Here is a 16,754-nt window from a genome sequence, read left to right on the forward strand (position 1 = left end):
AAAATTATGAACAAAAATATGCCCTATCCCTAAATATAATTGGACAAAATAAAAGAGGAAGCAAACACTCGCTTCCTCTTTTATTCTATGAATTTGATTATTAACTAGATTGGATTATAGAATCATTTGCTGGATTTTGATTTTCTTCATAAATACGTTCAATGTCAGCGCCGATTCCTTTAAGTTTGCCTACAAAATCTACATAACCGCGATCTAAGTGTTTAAGTTCAGTTACGACTGTGCGTCCTTCTGAAACTAAACCAGCTAAGATTAATGCTGCTGCTGCGCGAAGGTCTGTTGCTGATACTTCTGCACCTTGAAGGGTAACTGGTCCTTCAACGATGGCACTACGGCCTTCTATTTTAGCTTTAGCATTCATACGTCTAAATTCTTCAACGTGCATAAAACGGTTTTCAAACACTGTCTCAGTAAGCACACTTGTGCCATGTGCCTTCATAGTTAAAGTCATCAACTGAGCTTGAAGGTCAGTTGGAAAACCTGGGTATGGTAATGTTTTAATATCAATTGGTTTTAATAAGTCCGTTCCAATTACGCGAACACTGTTGTCATATTCTTCAATTTGAATGCCCATTTCTTTCATTTTCGCAATAAGCGATCGTAAATGAGCTGGAATTGCGCCTTCAACGATGATGTCGCCACCTGTAATAGCACCAGCTACCATGAACGTGCCTGCTTCAATACGATCAGGAATAATGGTATGTTCTACACCTTTTAATTGTGCAACGCCTTCGATACGAATCGTTTCAGTTCCAGCGCCTACGACTTTACCACCCATTTGGTTAATGTAATTAGCTAAGTCAATAATTTCAGGTTCACGGGCACAGTTTTCCATAATGGTAGTGCCTTCCGCTAATGCTGCAGCCATCATTAAGTTTTCAGTAGCACCTACACTAGGAAAATCTAAATAAATGCGTGCTCCGTGTAAACGGCCATTAGCAAATGCTTCTACATAACCGTTTCCTACTTCAATGGTCGCCCCCATAGCTTCAAGTCCTTTTAAATGTTGATCAATTGGTCTTGAACCAATTGCACAACCACCTGGCATCGCCACTTTTGCATGACCATACCTTGCTAATAAAGGTCCTAAAACTAAAACGGACGCTCGCATTTTGCGTACATATTCAAAAGGTGTTTTAGTTTTTAGTTCATTCGCCGCATCTATATGCAACGTATTCTCTTCACGTAGTACATTCACATTCATATAACGTAGTACTTCACTAATTGTATCCACATCAGCTAATGTGGGAACTTGTTTTAACGTCGTCTTTCCTTCACTTGCCATAATGCTTGCTGCGATAACAGGTAAGACAGCATTTTTAGCACCTTCAACTTTGACAGTGCCAGTTAATCTATTACCTCCAGATACGATGATCTTATCCAATATCTTTCCCTCCGTGTCGATAGTCCGTATGTTATTTAATATTCAATTAGGAGGATAGGTGTTCCGATTGTAACTGTATTTTTTCCATGATCCTCTTCACGAATAGCTAATTGAACATTCATTTTTTCATCTTGTAATGGGACAAATTCTTTTATTTGTTTTGTATATCCACTAAAGACAGACAGTTGTTCTTCTATCATTTTATTCTTGAATTCTAGTTGCAAGTCCTCTTTAATGTCGTTTAGTAACAAATTACTATCTATACTACCACTTATGTTTGACTGAAAACATGAGTATACTTTACCATTTTCAAAGAATTGGTTTAAACTGAGTTCATTAAAGCGGTCAATCGTTTCAGAGTATATGTGTTCACTCCATTGCTCACCGCTTATTCGATACACTAATTGCAATGTGTTATGACTGACTTCAACTGTATATAACGTTTCGTCATAAATACCCCCTTTATGAGGGTATTTAACCTTAATTTGTTCATTTAAAACATTTTTTAGGTTTAAAATTTCATCTTGATCACCATTTAACTTCATCGTTACATTAAATGACTGAACATCCCAACCTTGTTCTATTACATAATCGGCTAAAACCTCAAAATCTGAAGTAGTTGCTGCTTGATTACTAGATTGGTAGATTATGACTTGACTCATTAATAAAACTGACATTAACACGAACAAGAATCGCATGGACGCTTCCCCCTTTGTTAGAAGGATGGTCCATGCCTTGTTATTTTAAACATTAAAAGTTTCGACAGTTTACTTATAAAAAGTAAGACAATTGTTGTGACCAGTTAATGAAATCTAAAAAGAAATTACTTACGGTTGTACCTAAGGCAACCGTCAAGAAAATTAATAAGATTTTACTTTCTGTTTCTTTATTCTTTTTAAATAAAGCTTGTATATTAATTGATTCTAACGCTTTCCACGCTAGTATGATAAATATTATATGTGATGCCATACCTATTAAAGCATCTACAGCATTATCTATAAACATCATAACACCTCTTTGTTAAATTTTGTATAGCAATTAATGACAATTATGTGCATTACCCAGGAAATATCGACACGGAAATATAAACTTTTCTATATGTATTGCAAAAAATATTTGTTAGATAAAGTGGAAAAAAGATCTGACCTTAAGGCCAGATCTTATTTGTTGTTAACTACTTCTAGGCGATTTGTAGCACGTTGTAATGCTAACTTCGCACGTGTGAAATCGATCTCCTCTGATTTTGTTTCATTAAGACGCTCTTCAGCACGCTGTTTTGCAGCTTCTGCACGGTCTACATCAATATCAGAAGGATTTTCTGCAGCTTGTGCTAAGATTGTGACTTGATCAGGACGTACTTCTAAAAAGCCACCACTTACAGCTACATAATCCGTATTGCCTTGTTTCTTTAGTCGAACTGCACTAATGGTTAGAGGAGCAACTAATGGGATGTGACCTGGTAAGATTCCCAGTTCGCCACCTTCTGCTCTAACACTCACCATATCATATGACTCTTCTAGTACAGGGCCGTCAGGAGTGACAACACTCACAGTTAGTGTTTTCAATCTTACCCCTCCTTGGGCACTATTTAAGCGACAGTAAGCTGCCGCTTAAAGTCCCATTATTGTTCCATTTCGTTAGCTTTTTCTACTACTTCTTCAATACGTCCAACTAGACGGAACGCATCTTCTGGTAAGTCGTCATACTTACCATCAAGAATCTCTCTGAATCCTTTAACAGTTTCTTGAACCGGTACGTATGAACCTGGCTGGCCTGTGAACTGCTCAGCAACGTGGAAGTTTTGAGATAAGAAGAACTGTATACGACGTGCACGGTTTACAGTTTGCTTATCGTCTTCTGTTAGCTCGTCCATACCTAGGATTGCAATGATATCTTGTAATTCTTTATAACGCTGTAAAGTTTTCTGTACTTCACGCGCAACATCATAGTGTTCATCACCAACGATGTGTGGGTCAAGTGCACGAGAAGTTGATGATAGTGGGTCTACCGCTGGGTAGATTCCTTGCTCTGATAACTTACGCTCTAAGTTAGTTGTTGCGTCTAAGTGAGCGAAAGTTGTTGCAGGAGCCGGGTCTGTATAGTCATCGGCAGGTACGTATACAGCTTGGATCGACGTAATCGAACCTGTTTTAGTAGATGTGATACGTTCCTGTAATTGACCCATCTCTGTTGATAGTGTTGGCTGGTAACCAACGGCTGATGGCATACGGCCTAGTAGGGCTGATACTTCTGTACCCGCCTGAGTAAAGCGGAAGATATTATCGATGAATAGAAGTACGTCTTGTCCTTCTTCATCACGGAAGTATTCTGCCATTGTTAGACCTGTTAATGCTACACGCATACGAGCACCTGGTGGTTCGTTCATCTGACCGAATACCATTGCTGTCTGCTTAATTACTCCAGAGTCGCTCATTTCGTAGTAAAGGTCGTTACCTTCACGAGTACGCTCACCTACACCTGCGAAAACTGAGATCCCGCTGTGCTCTTGGGCGATGTTGTTAATAAGCTCCTGGATTAGTACTGTTTTACCTACACCTGCACCACCGAATAAACCAATCTTACCACCTTTTACGTAAGGTGCTAATAAGTCTACTACTTTAATACCTGTTTCAAGGATTTGTGTTTCAGTCGCTAAGTCTTCAAACTTAGGAGCTTGACGGTGGATTGGATCACGGCGTGTTTCTTCCGATACTGGCTCTGCTAAATCAATATGTCCACCTGTTACGTTAAACACACGACCTAGAGTGTCATTACCTACAGGTACACTGATTGGAGCACCTGTATTTTCTACTTCCATACCACGGATTAGACCATCGGTAGAGTCCATCGCGATCGTACGAACTGCATCGTCGCCAAGGTGTAAAGCAACTTCTAGTACTAAGTCCGTTTCACTTTCACCTTGTACGATTAGGGCGTTATAAATTTCAGGTAATTGGCCGCTTTCGAATTTTACGTCTACTACCGGTCCCATAACCTGTGTTATACGTCCGTTACTCATCCTTTTCCCTCCTAACTGCTCATATCCAAAAACGTTCTATTCAAGTGCTGCTGCACCACTTACAATCTCTGAAATTTCTTGAGTAATGGCTGCCTGACGTGCACGGTTATAAGAAAGTGTTAGCTCATCGATGATATCTTCTGCATTGTCAGTAGCGTTACGCATCGCTGTCATTCTTGATGCGTGTTCACTTGCCTTACCGTCTAATAAGGCACCATACACAAGGCTTTCAGCATATTGTGGCAGTAGTGTTTCTAAAATTTGTTCTTGGTTTGGCTCATACTCATACATGCTGCTTTGTTTTTCGCCGACATCAATATCATTAAGTGGGAGTACTTTCGTCTCTGTCACTTCCTGACTGATCGCACTAATAAAGTGGTTGTAGAATAGGTTCAATTCATCAACTTCTTCATCAGCAAACAAGTTTACAGCATAGTTTGCAATGTCTTTAATCTCAGCAAAGCTCGGCTGGTCTGGTAAACCTGTAACTTCGTGTGCAATTGGTAGATCACGTTTTTTACAGAAATCACGACCTACTTTACCTATTGGGATTATGACATATTCATCTTTAGATTGATGGCGCTCTTCAATTGTCTGATACAACTTACGTAACACATTTGTGTTGTAAGGACCAGCAAGACCACGGTCTGAAGTGATTACGATATAACCTGTCTTTTTTACAGGTCGTGAAATAAGCATTGGGTGGTCAACATCGATATTGCCAGTTGCAATACTTGCCACAACTTCTTGAATTTTTTTCATGTATGGAACGAATGCTTTAGCATTGTCTTCTGCTTTATTCAGTTTCGAAGCTGACACCATTTCCATTGCTTTCGTAATCTGTTTCGTGTTTGAAGTCGAACTAATTCTCGCTTTTAGATCACGTAAAGATGCCACAACGTCTCACCACCTTTTTATAGAGACTTGTTTCTTTATTATTCAGAAACGACAAATGTATTTTTGAAATCACTAACTACTTTATTAAATTCATCTTTTTCAGGTAGATTACCTGTTTCACGGATGTGGTTTAGAAGTTCAGAACCATGTTGCTTTAAGTAAGCATGTAGCTCTTCTTCAAAACGTACAACATCTTCTACTGGAATGTCGTCTAGGAATCCGTTAACTAATGCATAGATAATGGCAACTTGGTACTCAACACGTTGTGGTTGGTGTAAACCTTGCTTTAGGATTTCAACTGTACGTTGACCACGGTCAAGTTTAGCTTGTGTTGCTTTATCTAAGTCAGACCCGAACTGTGCGAAAGATTCTAGCTCACGGAATGATGCTAAGTCTAGACGTAGCGTACCTGCTACTTTCTTCATCGCTTTAATCTGAGCTGAACCACCTACACGTGATACAGATAGACCAGGGTTAATCGCTGGGCGTACACCTGAGTGGAAAAGATCAGATTGTAAGAAGATCTGTCCGTCAGTAATTGAGATTACGTTTGTTGGAATATACGCACCAATGTCACCAGCTTGTGTTTCAACGAATGGTAGTGCAGTTAAAGAACCGCCACCTTTATCGTCACTTAATTTCGCTGCACGCTCTAGTAAACGAGAGTGTAGGAAGAATACATCTCCTGGGAATGCTTCACGGCCTGGTGGGCGACGTAGTAGTAATGAAAGCTCACGGTATGCTGCCGCTTGCTTCGATAAGTCATCGTATACAACTAATACGTGCTTACCGTTGTACATGAATTCTTCACCCATTGATACACCAGCATAAGGAGCTAGGTATAGTAATGGAGCAGGTTCAGACGCACCAGCATTAACTACGATTGTGTAGTCAAGAGCTCCGTGCTGACGTAGTGTTTCAACAACACCACTTACAGTAGAGTCTTTTTGACCAATCGATACATAAATACAGATTACATCTTCTTCTTTTTGGTTAAGAATGGTATCGATCGCAATGGATGTCTTACCTGTCTGACGGTCACCAATGATTAGCTCACGCTGACCACGACCGATTGGTACCATTGAGTCGATTACTTTAATACCTGTTTGTAATGGTTCATCAACTGATTTACGATCCATTACGCCAGGTGCTTTCGCTTCGATTGGACGCGTTTTTGTTGATTCAATTGGGCCGTTACCGTCAACTGGTTGACCTAATGAGTTAACAACACGTCCGATTAGTTCGTCACCTACAGGGACTTGCATAATACGACCTGTGCGGCGAACTTCATCACCTTCACGAATTTCTGTGAATGGTCCTAGGATTACGACACCAACGTTATTCTCTTCAAGGTTTTGCGCCATTCCCATAACACCGTTAGAGAATTCAACAAGCTCACCTGACATAACGTGATCTAGACCATGAACACGTGCGATACCGTCACCGATTTCGATTACAGTACCGACATCATTTACTTCTATATCAGAGTCATAGTTTTCAATTTGCTGCTTAATAAGCGCACTTATTTCTTCAGCTTTGATGCTCATCCATTTCACCCCTATCTTTACTTGTTTGCAGAGACGACACTCTGTTCAATGCGTTTTAGCTTTCTAGCAACCGTACCATCAAAGATTTGGTTACCAACGCGTACTTTAAGACCACCAAGAATTGACTGATCGACAATATTATTAATACGAAGGGTGTTTTTATTCAACTTTTTCGCAAAAACATCTTGGATTTGTTGTTGTTCTTCTTCAGTTAAAGCACGAACAGAATATACATCAGCTTCTGCAATGCCTCTTGCTTCATTCTTCATGTCGACAAAAGACTTTACGATTTGTTTTAATGAGTTCATTCGGCTTTTATCTGTTAAGACGAGTAATAAATTGACTGTCTCTTGAGAAAAGCTTTTGAACACTTCACGGATGAAGTTTTTCTTTTCATCTTTTGAAACACGTGGATTATCAAAGAAAGCATTAAGCTTTTTGTCTTGGTTGAATACTTCAATTACGGCATTCAACTCTTCTTCTAACTGTGGTAAGTTAGACTTCTCTGTTCCAATGTCAAACAAAGCTATTGCATATCGATTCGCTACTGCTGAATTACTCATTTGCTCTCGCCTACTTTTTCTAAGTATTCGTTAATTAGCTTTTCTTGTTCATCCACAGTTAATTCTTTCTCGATTACTTTGCTTGCAATTTGTACAGATAATGTACCAACTTGTTCTTGTAATGCTTGAACAGCACGCTCTTTCTCTTGCTCGATTTCTAGGCGTGCACTTTCTTTAATGCGCTCTGCTTCTGATTTTGCAGCTTTAATCATCTCTGCTTCTTCAGATTTAGCTGTTTGACGAGCGTCATCAATAATCTTTTGAGCGTTTGTACGAGTGCCTTTTAACTCGTCTTGTGCTTCTTTCATTAAACGTTCAGATTCTTGTCTGTTTTTCTCAGCTGTATCTATTTCATTTGCGACATGTTGTTCACGCTCTTGCATGACGTTCATTAATGGACGCCAAGCGAACTTCGTAATAAGTGCTAGTAGAATGACGAACATTACTAGTTGTACGATCATATCGCCTGCATTAAATCCAATTTCTGCGTTTAAAATAAATAAACGTGGGTCTAACAAAGCCTTCACTCCTTTCGCCTATTCATCTATATAAGGCTTAAAAGGAAAAACGATGTTAACGCTCATTCGCGAAAGTTACGTTTCCTTTTATTTCATCCTTTCACAAACTAACATAAAGGAATGGCGAAGTTTCATTAAAGTCACTTCGCCATTATGATCATGTCATGTAATAAAAGACTTATTACATAACCATAAATGCAATAACTACCGCGATAATCGGTACCGCTTCTACTAGGGCAACACCGATGAACATTGTTGTTTGTAGAGCACCACGTAATTCTGGTTGACGTGAGATCCCCTCTACTGTACGACTTACGATTAAACCGTTACCAATACCAGCACCTAGTGCCGCTAAACCTACCGCTAATGCAGCTGCTAAAAATTCCATTTTATAATCCTCCTCTAAGTATCTAATAAATTTTGTTTAAATCTTTTCTATAAAGCTTAATGGTCATGACTCACTTTGTGGGACATATAAACCATAGCTAACATAACGAAAATAAATGCTTGGATACCACTAATGAATAGCTTAAATCCTTGCCATAGCAACATTGGTAAGAAACCTGCTGCTGCTTCCAATGCACCTGATGCCATTAAACTAACTAATAAAGCTAATAGCACCTCACCTGCGAAGATATTACCGTAAAGACGCATACCTAACGTCAATGTATTGGCAAACTCTTCGACAATTTTCAATGGAAATAAAATAGGAATTGGTGAAAAGAAATCTTTTACATAACCTTTACCACCTTTAAGCTTAACCCCAAAATAATGTGTTAAAGCTACTACCATTACAGCAAGCGTTAACGTAACTCCTGGGTCAGCTGTTGGCGATTTCCACCATAAATCACCGTTGTATTCTACCATGAACATAATACCAAGAACATTGGCAATAAAGATGTACATGAGTAGTGTGATTGCCAACGGAAGAAACTGTTTACCAGTTTTCCAATCCATTGTACTCGAGATCATGCCTTTAACGAAGTCGACGACCCATTCCATGAAATTTTGGAATCCCGTCGGTTTTCGTTGCAAGTTGCGACTAGCGATCACTGCTATTAAGAAAACAATTACGGACGCAACAAATGTCATAAGGACGTTTGATAGGTTAAAGTCTAGCCAACTTATCCCAAAGACATCTTCGATCATAGGAGAACCGTGATCCACATCATTCACCCCTTTTCGTAGTGGTAGTCTCTTTGTGATGGATAATAAAATCTATCATAATGACAATGTAAGGTGTCATTAAACCTACAATGGCAGCGATTAAATGAAAATGTTCAGGAAATCTTAAGACAACCACAACGAGTAATGCCGCTCCTGCAAACCGTGAAACAGTTCCAAACGACTTCGCTGTTTGGTTATTAGCCGCTTTTCCTCCGACTACGTCAATCTTCTTTTGCATTAAGTATAAGTTAAAAAATCCGATAGCTTGTCCAAAAAAAAGACTAGCGAAGATTGTTTCATAGTCTGTAAATCCCCAACCTGCAACTGAAATGGCTAACAGGTAGAGCATCCATTTACGTTGACGGTTGACCATGATTTTGTAATATGTCATGATGCGTCGTCTCCTAATAACTTATTGACTAGTGTAATCGTTCCATATACACCAGCGGCTAACCCTAAAAATAACCCTACTAATAAAAAAAGAGGACTTGTCTGAAAGTAACCATCAAGCCACCTGCCGAGAAAAATCCCAACAATAGTCGCGCCTGATAAATGACTGAGAATCGCGGTTGTAATCGCCATCCCTCTAAGTGGATGCTTCATAAATTTTACCTACCTATCACAGAATTTCAGACAAATTCACTAAGATTAGAATGATTTTTATAGACCAAAAAAGATGACTTTTTTCAACTTTTTTCGCCTTTTAACCTAACCATTCCACACTAAAATAGCATACAATAGCACCCTGTATAAGTCAATTGGTTTTGTGATGATTTTAAGGCAACTTTTTGACAATGTTATAGACTTATGGAATCATTATTTGTTTTGACTGATATAAGGTGTTATTTTGATCGTCAACAACCTCAATCACTGCCTCGTAAATACCACTTTCTAAGTCTTTCTTGTTGAGTGACTTTTCAAACGTACCTTGCGAAATACTTTCACTTTCTAAGACGACACCTTGACTGACCAAGTCTTGGTCAAAGAGCTCAATTGTAAGCGCTTTAATTTCTTCAGCTATATATAGTTTCATTTGCAGCTCTTCTTCGTCAAAAGGTGGTGCTTCGATTTCTAGTCCAGTAATCCTTGGGTAGTCTGCTGTGTCGTGGATAAATAAATAAGGAAGATATTTATCCTCACCATTCAATTCTAATGAAATATACCCTTCATGAACACCCTTTTTTAATAATTTTTGTTGAAAATTGATAGCGATTTCAAAATTAACTTGAGACAAGCCTTCTACTGTCGTCGTTAGCGGTATATTCCAATTTAACCCACTCTGTCTTCGTGGCATGTTCCAAGTGACGTTTAATGGTTCTTCACTTTCATTATGAATCGTTAATGTATGTTTATGGTTTTTAGTTGAATTAGTGACTTTTCCTAAGTTTATGGCTTCATTTTCAATTCGGTATTGTTGATCTGGAAGGTTATCCATTTGTATAAACCCACTACCTTGACTGCTTGGATCTTGTTCAAATGGTGTCGTTGCGGTAAGTAATTTTTCTTTTAACGTTTGTGGGCTAGCGTAAGGCTCTTGTTCTTTTAGTAAAGCTAAAACGCCAGCAACATAAGGTGCAGCCATACTTGTCCCTTGGAATGCAGCATATCCATCTGGTACTGTGCTAACAATATCGACACCTGGAGCTATGAGGTCAGGCTTGATCGTCCAATCGGCCGTTACTGGGCCACGGGCGCTGAAAGAAGCAATATTATTCTCATCTTTTAAATAGACGGTGTCTAACCATGTTTCGTTAGTTAAGAGCTTTTCTGCTTCTTCTTTTGTTATATAAGCAACAGGTAATGGCGAGAGGATCCAGTCCCACGTGTTGGGGTCATCTTCTTCTTTGCCGTAGATAATGACGGCAGATGCGCCTTTTTGCGAAATTTCACTCACGATTTCACCGTATTGGTAATGCTTTTTTTCAATGATGACGATTCGGTCATGGATCGATGAAGGTAGTTGTTCTAACGTTTCAATGTGCTCAATTGGGTGTTTTTGCGTAAAGTTCCACGGTTCGCTATACGGGATTGGTCTTATTGGAATCGATTCTTCATCGAACACTTGAATAAAAGGTAGTTCGATTTCTGTGTAAGCTGCGCCGACAGAAATCGCGTTTTTCGCCGTTGCGGGTGATGCTACTGTCCAATCTTCTGGCCCGCTATTACCGTTAGCGGCAACAATGACGGCACCTAATTCGAATGCTTTGTTAACGGCTTGAGCCATCGGATAATCAGGACTGTTCACGTCAGTGCCTAGCGATAGATTTATAATGTCCATTCCGTCTTTGACTGCTTGCTCTAATGCCGCTAGTACTTGAGCCGATGTGCCTGAACCACCTGGCCCAAGTGCTCTATAAGCATAAATCTCAGCATCTGGTGCCACACCTCTTAGATTACCATTGGCTGCAATAATACCTGCTACATGCGTCCCATGGTTCGTCGGCATTCCTTCATCCGCCGTTGTCTCCATCGGGTCCCCGTCAAAATCAACTGCATCAAATCCACCTTTGTAATTTTCGGTGAGGTCAGGGTGGTTATAGTCAATCCCTGTGTCGATCACGCCGATTTTGACCCCTTTTCCTGTGTATGGGTGTTGATTGTCATGGTAGTCAGGCATTTGCGTTGGGCTTGTCGTATTTTGAATTTGCGGTGCTGTGTATGTGGTAGCTTTTGAGTAATGTTGTACCCATTCTTCTTGATGTAACTCTTCGATATAACGCTCAGCACCTTTTACCGCTACTGCTTGAAGCAATGTGTCATATGTATATAAAATCTCAACAAAAGGATAGTCACGCTCAATATTTTCTACTACGACTTCTGGGTTTTCATCCACTTCAACGATCCAAACGTCTGCATCTGCGTGAGAGTGATTTGCATTTTGACTGAAAAGCAACATGAAAAATGTGAGTGAAATGAGTAAACGCATATGAATCCCTCCGATTTAAGTTAGTTTATACAAAAAAAGGAAAACAATGCGTTTTATGTAGAAGGTTTGTTCGGGATTAATGGGGCGTGTTCGACATTAAGTGTGGTTCGTTCGGCAATTATGGCGTTACGTCCGACATTAAGTGGAGTTTGTCCGACATTTATGCTGCTTCGTCCGACATTAAGTGGGTTTTGTCCGACATTTAAGCTTTCCTAAAAAGAAAAAAGCAGCAGCTCGTGGCTACTGCTTTTTTAACAATTACTTCGTTCCAAATAGACGGTCTCCTGCGTCGCCTAGTCCTGGGATGATGTAACCTTTTTCGTTTAGTTTTTCGTCTAAACCTGCAACGTAAATGTCGATGTCAGGGTGTGCTTCTTGTACGGCTTCAACGCCTTCTGGTGCTGCAATTAAGCACATTAATCTAATGTGTGTTGCGCCGCGCTTTTTCAATGAGTGGATCGCTTCGATCGCTGAACCACCTGTTGCTAGCATTGGGTCGGTCACGATTAATTCACGTTCATGAATGTCAGATGGTAACTTGATGTAGTATTCGACTGGCATTAATGTTTCTGGGTCGCGGTAAAGTCCAACGTGGCCAATTTTCGCTGCTGGAACTAAATCGACGATGCCGTCAACCATACCTAATCCGGCACGTAGGATTGGAATAATCCCTAGCTTCTTACCTGCTAAGACGTTTGATTTTGCTGTAGCGACTGGTGTCTCTACTTCAACTTCTTCTAACGGTAATTCGCGTGTAATTTCAAACATCATTAATGCTGATACTTCATCGACGAGCTCGCGGAATGCTTTTGTACCCGTATTTTTGTCACGAATGTATGTGAGTTTGTGTTGAATTAAAGGATGGTCAAATACGTAAACTTTACCCAAAACGAACAGCTCCTTTTTAAAATATCTCTTGAATTGTAGCGAAAACTGTCGCTATATGCAACTTATATTTTTAATATAAGCGAAATTAATTAAATGTAAGCACACAAAAAGTGGTGATTTAACTCACCACTTTTTATATTACTTATACATTGGGAACTTGTCAGCTAGCGCTTGAACGCGTGCTTTAGCTTCTTCTAATTTGCCTTCATCTTCATGATTATTTAATGTAAAAGCAATGATGGATGCAATTTCATCCATTTCTGCGTCGCCAAAGCCACGTGATGTTACGGCTGCTGTACCGATTCGAACACCGCTTGTGACAAATGGGCTTTCAGGATCAAAGGGAATCGTGTTTTTATTCGTAGTAACACCGACTTCATCAAGTGCCGCTTCAGCTACTTTTCCTGTTAAATTTAACGGACGAACGTCTAGTAATAATAGATGGTTGTCTGTCCCATCAGATACTAAACGAATACCTTCTTTTTTCAACGATTCGCCAAGGCGTTTAGCGTTGTCGATCACCTTTTGAGAATAGTCTTTGAATGATGACTCTAGCGCTTCTTTAAACGCTACACCTTTTGCAGCGATGATATGCATGAGTGGACCACCTTGCATACCTGGGAATACGTTGCTGTCGATCTTTTTCTTAAATTCTTCTTGGCATAAAATTAAGCCACCGCGTGGACCGCGTAACGTTTTATGTGTTGTCGTCGTTACAAAATGTGCGTGTGGTACTGGGCTTTGGTGTAAGCCAGCAGCAACTAAGCCTGCGATGTGTGCCATATCAACTAATAGGTACGCGCCTACTTCATCAGCAATTTCGCGGAACTTTTTGAAGTCGATTTCGCGTGGGTATGCGGATGCACCAGCGACGATCATTTTCGGTTCGACTTCTTTAGCTTTTGCTAACACAGCATCGTAGTCGATTGTTTCAGAGTTTTCATCAACACCATAGTCAACGACGTTGTAAAGTTTACCACTGAAATTTACCGGGCTACCGTGTGTTAAGTGGCCACCGTGGTTTAAGTTCATCCCTAAAATGGTATCGCCTGGCTTAAGTGCAGCGAAGTATACAGCCATATTCGCTTGTGCTCCTGAGTGAGGCTGAACGTTTGCATGGTCTGCACCAAATAGTTCTTTCGCACGGTCGCGCGCTAAGTCTTCAGCAATATCGACATACTCACAACCGCCGTAATAACGACGTGAAGGATAGCCTTCAGCGTATTTATTCGTTAAAACAGAGCCTGCCGCTTCCATAACAGCTTCAGATACAAAGTTTTCAGAAGCAATGAGTTCAATTTTGTCGTGTTGACGGTTTTTCTCTTTGTTAATCGCTTCTAGCATTTCTGGGTCTACTTCGTTTAATTGGTTGTGCAAATGTGTCATATGTAAAGCCTCCCTATGTATTTATATTGAGCCAAATGGCACTTTTACTAGGTTATTAGTTTATTGGTAGATTGCGCGGTTTCCACCGATTAATTTCGGGCGCGTGTAAGCAAATGTTACATGAGCATCGCCGAGTGATTTTTTAGAAAAGCGCATTGGGACTGCGACGTGTTTTAAGTGCATTCCAATCAACGTGTCACCAATATCCATGCCTAAATCCGCCTTGATGTGCTCGACTAAAACAGGGTCGTCCATTTTTCCATAAGCATATGCTGCCATAGACCCTCCTGCAGCTGGGTGTGGTACGGCGCTTACTTCATCTATGCCTAGCTTTTGTTGTAACGCTCGCTCCATAACAATGGCGCGGTTTAAATGTTCGCAACATTGATAGACGACATACACGTCCATCTCTTGTTGAAACGCTTTCAACTGTGTGTGCAACACTTCAGCAATTTCAGTACTTCCAGCTGAGCCGATTGTTTCACCTGCAATTTCACTCGTTGAACAGCCGACGACCATTACTTGCCCGCTTTTAACGACATTAGATTGCTTCCAATCGGTCATGATCTTATGAAAGTCTTGTTGTAGCTTTTGTAATGTCATAACCATCCCTCCAATTTACGAGGAAAACATCTATTTAAAGTATAACAAAAAGACTGATAAAGGTATATGCTTTCTGCTTGGACTGTTGAAAAAGTTATCCAGGGGTGAATAATTCGGCGTTCGCCGGATTATGGCACCGTTTCGCCGGATTATTTTGATTTTCGCCGGAATAATGAGATTTTCGCCGGAATATCGAAAAAATCGCCGGAATAATAAAATTTTCGCTGATAATCCATCATCTTCCACCAAAACTCTATAAAAAATCGCCGGACTTTTCATCCGACGATTCCTTTATCATTATTGTTCTTCATATGCTTTAATTTTTTCGACGCGATTAGCGTGACGTCCACCTTCATACTCTTCAGTTAAGAAGTGCGACACGATTTCGCGGGCTAATCCTGGTCCAACGACACGTTCGCCTAGTGCGATCACGTTTGCGTCATTGTGTTGACGTGTTGCTTTTGCACTGAAGACATCGTGTACTAAAGCGCAACGAACGCCTTTTACTTTATTAGCTGAGATCGTCATGCCGATCCCTGTGCCGCAAACTAAAATACCGTAGTCAAACTCTCCGTCTGCAACACGTTCAGCTGCTGGAATACCATAATCTGGATAATCGACAGATCCTTCACAATCACAGCCGATATTTTCATAGTTAATGTTCATCTCTTCTAATAGTGATATGATTTCGTTACGTAAATTAATACCACCGTGGTCTGATGCGATAATTACTCTCATGAATTTCCCTCCTGCTTTTCAACCATTTGGTCAATATATTTCTCTATTTCTTGCAATGTATGCTCATACGTCTCAACGCTTAACCCAATTGGATCAACGATGTCTAAGTCGCCTTCATCATTGACGAATTCTTTTAACGTAAACAACTTATCATCGAAGCTTGTATATTCTAGCTTGATCGATTGTTTATGTCCATCTGTCATCGTTAAAATTAAATCCGCCCAACTAAGCAACTCACGTGTCACTGGTTGAGATGTGTGATGGCATGTAATACCTTTATTTTCAAGCGCTTGCTTCGCATGGTCATTTGCTCGTTGGCCATAACCTGCAAACATGCCAGCAGATTGTACATCAAAATGAGGATATTTATGCTTCATTACCGCTTCTGCCATTGGGCTGCGGCACGTATTTCCTGTACAAACAAATAACACTCGCTGCAACTAGATTCCCTCCTGCAACTTTGGCTTCTACTCTAGTTCCATTTTACTCGATATTTGTCATCTTGTCATTTGTTTTACCAAACCATTTGTATACCAATGATCACTAACACAATGCCGCCGAACGCCTCTGAGTATCGACCTAAAAAACGCTCGCCTTGTTGCGCCAACATAATTCCAGCCCAACAACAAAGCATGCTAATAATACCAAACATAATGACAACTACGAATAAGTTAATGCCTAACATCCCGATCGTAATCCCGACAGAAAAGCTGTCCAAACTGACAGTAAAAGCAAGGATAAATAAGCTCATGTAGCCAACGTACCTTTGCATATCTTTTTCAAAAAACGTCGCGATCGCCATTTGTACACCAATCATAATTAACATCCAGCCGCCGATGATTTGTGCAATGGCGCCGAGTTGGTGTGATAAATAGTTTCCAAGTCCCATACCGAGAAGTGGCATTATAATGTGAAATAACCCAACTAGTCCAATAAAAAAGGCTAACATACGTAAACGTTGGCGCATTAGCCCTACAGACATGCTGACAGAAAATGCATCCATGCCGATTGCAAAAGCGATTAATAAAAAAGGGGTTAAGCTTTCATAAAAAGAAATCACGCTCGTTCCTCCTATGCTCGGACATACTATTTCAATGTAT

At 40.2% G+C, this 16,754-nt stretch carries 20 protein-coding genes; all 20 read right to left on the minus strand.

The window, feature by feature from the left end:
• Positions 1-100: 100 nt before the first annotated feature.
• On the minus strand, positions 101-1,402 hold the full coding sequence (gene murA, locus J2R98_RS12520; protein WP_307069499.1) for a UDP-N-acetylglucosamine 1-carboxyvinyltransferase: 1,302 nt from the start codon (positions 1,400-1,402) through the stop codon (positions 101-103).
• Between the two features lie 35 nt (positions 1,403-1,437).
• A complete protein-coding gene (locus J2R98_RS12525) occupies positions 1,438-2,100 on the minus strand; it encodes a YwmB family TATA-box binding protein (RefSeq protein WP_307069501.1) in 663 nt (220 codons plus the stop codon).
• A gap of 73 nt (positions 2,101-2,173) precedes the next feature.
• Positions 2,174-2,407, minus strand: a complete 234-nt coding sequence (locus tag J2R98_RS12530; protein ID WP_146813212.1) for a DUF1146 family protein — start codon at positions 2,405-2,407, stop codon at positions 2,174-2,176.
• A gap of 155 nt (positions 2,408-2,562) precedes the next feature.
• The gene (locus tag J2R98_RS12535) at positions 2,563-2,967 is read right to left on the minus strand and encodes a F0F1 ATP synthase subunit epsilon (protein ID WP_307069503.1); all 405 of its coding nucleotides are present in this window, start codon (positions 2,965-2,967) and stop codon (positions 2,563-2,565) included.
• A gap of 56 nt (positions 2,968-3,023) precedes the next feature.
• Positions 3,024-4,421, minus strand: a complete 1,398-nt coding sequence (atpD, locus tag J2R98_RS12540; protein WP_307069505.1) for a F0F1 ATP synthase subunit beta — start codon at positions 4,419-4,421, stop codon at positions 3,024-3,026.
• A 36-nt stretch (positions 4,422-4,457) separates the two neighbouring features.
• Entirely contained in the window at positions 4,458-5,318 is an 861-nt protein-coding gene (gene atpG, locus J2R98_RS12545) for an ATP synthase F1 subunit gamma (RefSeq protein WP_307069507.1), read from the minus strand.
• Between the two features lie 38 nt (positions 5,319-5,356).
• Positions 5,357-6,865, minus strand: a complete 1,509-nt coding sequence (gene atpA, locus J2R98_RS12550; protein WP_307069510.1) for a F0F1 ATP synthase subunit alpha — start codon at positions 6,863-6,865, stop codon at positions 5,357-5,359.
• Between the two features lie 17 nt (positions 6,866-6,882).
• Positions 6,883-7,428 carry a F0F1 ATP synthase subunit delta gene (locus J2R98_RS12555; RefSeq protein ID WP_307069512.1) on the minus strand — a complete coding sequence of 182 codons (546 nt, stop codon included), beginning with the start codon at positions 7,426-7,428 and terminating at the stop codon, positions 6,883-6,885.
• On the minus strand, positions 7,425-7,946 hold the full coding sequence (gene atpF / locus J2R98_RS12560) for a F0F1 ATP synthase subunit B (RefSeq protein WP_307069514.1): 522 nt from the start codon (positions 7,944-7,946) through the stop codon (positions 7,425-7,427). The genes J2R98_RS12555 and atpF overlap by 4 nt, the downstream gene beginning before the upstream one ends.
• A gap of 181 nt (positions 7,947-8,127) precedes the next feature.
• A complete protein-coding gene (gene atpE / locus J2R98_RS12565) occupies positions 8,128-8,334 on the minus strand; it encodes a F0F1 ATP synthase subunit C (RefSeq protein WP_017186789.1) in 207 nt (68 codons plus the stop codon).
• A 56-nt stretch (positions 8,335-8,390) separates the two neighbouring features.
• Positions 8,391-9,113 carry a F0F1 ATP synthase subunit A gene (gene atpB, locus J2R98_RS12570; protein ID WP_307069516.1) on the minus strand — a complete coding sequence of 241 codons (723 nt, stop codon included), beginning with the start codon at positions 9,111-9,113 and terminating at the stop codon, positions 8,391-8,393.
• Position 9,114: 1 nt separating this feature from the next.
• Complete coding sequence (locus J2R98_RS12575; RefSeq protein ID WP_307069518.1) at positions 9,115-9,504, minus strand: ATP synthase subunit I; 390 nt, start codon at positions 9,502-9,504, stop codon at positions 9,115-9,117.
• Positions 9,501-9,716 (minus strand): AtpZ/AtpI family protein, encoded by a 216-nt coding sequence (locus J2R98_RS12580; RefSeq protein ID WP_307069519.1) that lies wholly within the window; start codon positions 9,714-9,716, stop codon positions 9,501-9,503. Before J2R98_RS12580 ends, J2R98_RS12575 begins: the two co-directional genes overlap by 4 nt.
• A gap of 202 nt (positions 9,717-9,918) precedes the next feature.
• Positions 9,919-12,039, minus strand: a complete 2,121-nt coding sequence (locus tag J2R98_RS12585; RefSeq protein WP_307069521.1) for a S8 family serine peptidase — start codon at positions 12,037-12,039, stop codon at positions 9,919-9,921.
• A 258-nt stretch (positions 12,040-12,297) separates the two neighbouring features.
• Positions 12,298-12,927, minus strand: coding sequence for a uracil phosphoribosyltransferase (gene upp, locus J2R98_RS12590; RefSeq protein ID WP_307069524.1), 630 nt, complete (start codon positions 12,925-12,927; stop codon positions 12,298-12,300).
• Positions 12,928-13,065: 138 nt separating this feature from the next.
• Complete coding sequence (glyA, locus tag J2R98_RS12595) at positions 13,066-14,313, minus strand: serine hydroxymethyltransferase (RefSeq protein ID WP_307069526.1); 1,248 nt, start codon at positions 14,311-14,313, stop codon at positions 13,066-13,068.
• A 60-nt stretch (positions 14,314-14,373) separates the two neighbouring features.
• Positions 14,374-14,922, minus strand: a complete 549-nt coding sequence (locus J2R98_RS12600) for a TIGR01440 family protein (protein WP_370872001.1) — start codon at positions 14,920-14,922, stop codon at positions 14,374-14,376.
• 291 nt (positions 14,923-15,213) lie between these two features.
• Complete coding sequence (gene rpiB, locus J2R98_RS12605; RefSeq protein WP_307069531.1) at positions 15,214-15,654, minus strand: ribose 5-phosphate isomerase B; 441 nt, start codon at positions 15,652-15,654, stop codon at positions 15,214-15,216.
• A complete protein-coding gene (locus J2R98_RS12610; protein ID WP_307069562.1) occupies positions 15,651-16,085 on the minus strand; it encodes a low molecular weight protein arginine phosphatase in 435 nt (144 codons plus the stop codon). Before J2R98_RS12610 ends, rpiB begins: the two co-directional genes overlap by 4 nt.
• A gap of 83 nt (positions 16,086-16,168) precedes the next feature.
• The gene (locus tag J2R98_RS12615) at positions 16,169-16,714 is read right to left on the minus strand and encodes a manganese efflux pump MntP (RefSeq protein WP_307069533.1); all 546 of its coding nucleotides are present in this window, start codon (positions 16,712-16,714) and stop codon (positions 16,169-16,171) included.
• Between the last annotated feature and the right edge of the window lie 40 nt (positions 16,715-16,754).

It is taken from the genome of Alkalibacillus filiformis (assembly GCF_030814115.1).
GTDB classification, from domain to species: domain Bacteria; phylum Bacillota; class Bacilli; order Bacillales; family Alkalibacillaceae; genus Alkalibacillus; species Alkalibacillus filiformis.